At 37.8% G+C, this 288-nt stretch carries 1 protein-coding gene; it reads left to right on the top strand.

The window, feature by feature from the left end; translation table 11 throughout:
* A partial coding sequence (locus NE591_RS15505) for a hypothetical protein (protein ID WP_256157130.1) occupies positions 1-288 on the top strand: 288 nt, incomplete at both ends.

Genomic DNA, 288 nt, shown 5'->3' with positions numbered 1-288 from the left:
CGATCATTCAATCAGTACCAAGATCAAAATTCGCAATTGCCTTTTGCTTGTTAGCCTCTTTGGTGGCAGCATTCCATCAAAACTGGCTGGGAGCTGTTTGTGGAATCGGTATCTTAGTGATCTTTCTCTTTATTTTTTACTTCCGTACGGTGATTAATAAACGTTTATTTGAATTGTTAATGGATGCCTGCTGCATCATATCATTATTCTGTGTAGCTTGGGCTTTGATGGAATATATGCGTATCGTACATCGTCTGAACTATGATTTTATGATGCTGGTTATTGAAG

This window comes from Adlercreutzia sp. DFI.6.23 (assembly GCF_024462535.1).
Classification (GTDB): domain Bacteria; phylum Actinomycetota; class Coriobacteriia; order Coriobacteriales; family Eggerthellaceae; genus Adlercreutzia; species Adlercreutzia rubneri.
This window is presented reverse-complemented; position numbering and strand designations above follow the sequence as displayed.